Consider the following 2,584-nt stretch of genomic DNA (forward strand, 5'->3'; position numbering starts at 1 on the left):
ATTCTGATCATGAAGGACGACGGCACGATCCTCCTCAAAGGCGTCAAGGTCTATATCGACGGCGAGAGCCACGTGCAGCTTACTGCTCCAATGATCGATAACAACTGAGACGTTCTATGCCAGAAGTGACAAACTTCACGCCTTATCCGAATCTCCGGTTCTACAGCGCCGATAATCAAGATCGGCGATTTGGATCTATTGTAGTCAAAGGCACGTTCGAGGTTAGTCCTTCTGGGCAACTTTTATTGGCCGAAGAGCAAGCGCCATTGGTGTTTACTGATCTGTGTCACGGGGAGGTCAATTTGTCGTCCTTGTGGCATCCTTCTGACTTGGTGCCATTCAAGCCCGCCACGGATATCCTTGTTAGTGCAGTTGCCAGAACACTGAATCAATCGCCATTGTCGAGCTGGAAATGCGGTCTCATCATTGAGAATGACAGTGAAGTCATCTTAGAAAAATTCCTCCGTGTAACTGGACCTCGGCTTTGGAAGCCAATTTGGAAACGGGAATTAAATGAAGCAAAACGCCCCGACTGGCGACGTTATCGCAAGCAGTTCGTGAAGTGGGAGCTAACCGAAGCGTCTCCGATTTCTGAACTGCCGTTGCATTACGAATATGCCTACGGCGGTGAACTGCAGAAGGGCGCTGATTCAAACGGAGACCCAGTTTACGACACTGATCATCGAAACCCGCTTGGTCGGGGAAAAATCGATCACGAGTGGACAGANGCAGAAGGGCGCTGATTCAAACGGAGACCCAGTTTACGACACTGATCATCGAAACCCGCTTGGTCGGGGAAAAATCGATCACGAGTGGACAGATCATTGCCTTCCGGTAGCCGCGCCCCAGATCGAGAGCATTGATGATCCTGTTCTAGAACCTTATGAAAGCTATCAACCTCAAAGCCTAGGGCCAATCCCACCTGCCTGGCTACCACGCCGGTCATTTGGAGGAACCTACGACCAAAATTGGAAGGATAGCGTTTGGCCGGCCTGGCCAGCCGACTACGATTTTCGTTATCATAATTCCGCTCATCCAGATCTTATTCTTGATCAATACTTGGAAGGATCGGAGAAGATAAAGCTTTTCGGACTTTCCGACTTCTCTGAAAATTTCGTCATAAAGCTTCCCTCAGAGAGGCTCTTTTCCGTCTTCCTTACTCAAGATGATCATTTCGCGGAGGGTGAAATGAAGCTGGATACAGTCTTTTTGGATATATCTCCCAAGTTTTTGAAAGACTGGCGTGTTTATCTTTCTTGGCGCGTAAATTTTCAGATTGGCCTGTTCAACCGCGTTAGGCTTTACAGGAACGTAGCAGAGATAGCGCAGGCTTTGGACAGAAAAGAAGTAGAAGGAGTTTGACGTGGCTCAGGCTATGGTGTCAGCGCGACGCTGCGCATCTAATGTAATTGTTTCCGTTGGTCCTGATGTCTGCAAAACGCCGGTAGGCTCGTGCGTTGTCGATGTCGCCTATTCTTCAATGGTCACACTGGAAAACACTCAACGTTTTTCTCCGACTGTCCGCAACAACGGTAAATTTGACTGCCAACTGAACGGTGCTGTCCCTGGGGTTACTGGACATGAACCAGGGACGCTTCGTGGGACGGTGAATCCCGGCTACAAAGGCTGGGCACACGTAGAGGTAGCGTCTTCTTTCGTCTACTCCATGGGCTTCGCTACCTGGCATCACATGCAAGACGCCTGGATAAATCGGCATGATCCTGGCCCGCATGAAGATCAAAAGGGCACAGTATCAGTAGAGTTCCCATCCAACTCTGATCTAGAGGCTTGAATACGTAGGACCATGAGAGGATTCATGAATGGCCGGATCACCAGCCTCTGAGGGTTCTTCCGATATAGCCGCGCCACTTTCGGGTGATTTGGTCGATGAACGTCTTGTTCCAGCACCGCCCCCCCCGCCCCCTGGTAAGAAGTACCTCCGGCGCCGGGTGGTCATTAACGGTCAGGAGCGCGACCTTCAAGGTAGTTACCTTGCAAAGCGGAACGGGAATGCCCGAGCTCTTCTTCTTGTCGATGCTACCGCGACGCCCAATTACTCGACAGTTCTGACTGACAAGGCTAAGCTTCTTGCTGCCAAAGAAGGGCTGTCAGAAGCCGAAGCTCAAGCGGCCATCATCGAACTAGCAGGGATTGCCCAGTTCTACAAAGATAGGGGAATTCCGAATCCGCGTGCGGACTTCAATTACAACGCTTTCCAAGATGGTAGACAGCTCACCTGGAGTGGAAATGTTGTCAGCAAAACATTTTCAGAAATGGGTTCGACTGCCGCCGACCTGGGAAAAGGGGTTGCACAGGGAGTATTCATAGATACTCCCAAAGGCATCTTTTACATGTTTCGTCACCCGATCGAAACAGTGAAAGGAATGTGGCAAGCCGCAACACATCCGATGCATACAATCGATAATGCTGCCAACGCTCTTAATGACAGCGCTAAGAAAGGAGAAGCAGGATTCTCAATTGGCAGGATGTGGGGAAACTTAATCGGTGCAAAAGGGGTCGGTGCTCTTACTAAAGCTGGAATTGCCAAAGCAGCATCAGCGGTTCGGGTCGGCGAACCCGTTTC

General features: G+C 50.4%; 4 protein-coding genes. All 4 read left to right on the top strand.

Annotation, left to right across the window (positions count from 1 at the left end; all coding sequences use genetic code 11):
- Window positions 1-116: 116 nt before the first annotated feature.
- The gene (locus tag VQ830_RS28535; RefSeq protein WP_337271517.1) at window positions 117-743 is read left to right on the top strand and encodes a DUF2169 domain-containing protein; all 627 of its coding nucleotides are present in this window, start codon (window positions 117-119) and stop codon (window positions 741-743) included.
- The gene (locus VQ830_RS28540) at window positions 628-1,362 is read left to right on the top strand and encodes a DUF2169 domain-containing protein (RefSeq protein ID WP_438618925.1); all 735 of its coding nucleotides are present in this window, start codon (window positions 628-630) and stop codon (window positions 1,360-1,362) included. Before VQ830_RS28535 ends, VQ830_RS28540 begins: the two co-directional genes overlap by 116 nt.
- Window positions 1,363-1,375: 13 nt before the next feature.
- Window positions 1,376-1,792 (top strand): PAAR-like domain-containing protein, encoded by a 417-nt coding sequence (locus VQ830_RS28950; protein ID WP_438618927.1) that lies wholly within the window; start codon window positions 1,376-1,378, stop codon window positions 1,790-1,792.
- Between the two features lie 28 nt (window positions 1,793-1,820).
- Window positions 1,821-2,584 (top strand): hypothetical protein (locus tag VQ830_RS28545; protein WP_337271519.1); only part of this gene is annotated, 764 nt, incomplete at its 3' end.

Source organism: Oryzifoliimicrobium ureilyticum, from assembly GCF_037199735.1.
GTDB lineage: Bacteria > Pseudomonadota > Alphaproteobacteria > Rhizobiales > Rhizobiaceae > Rhizobium > Rhizobium ureilyticus.

What these genes read in the sequence shown, in the direction of transcription:
- VQ830_RS28950 (WP_438618927.1), top strand. Translation starts at nt 1,376, where the DNA reads ATGGTGTCAGCGCGACGCTGCGCATCTAATGTAATTGTTTCCGTTGGT.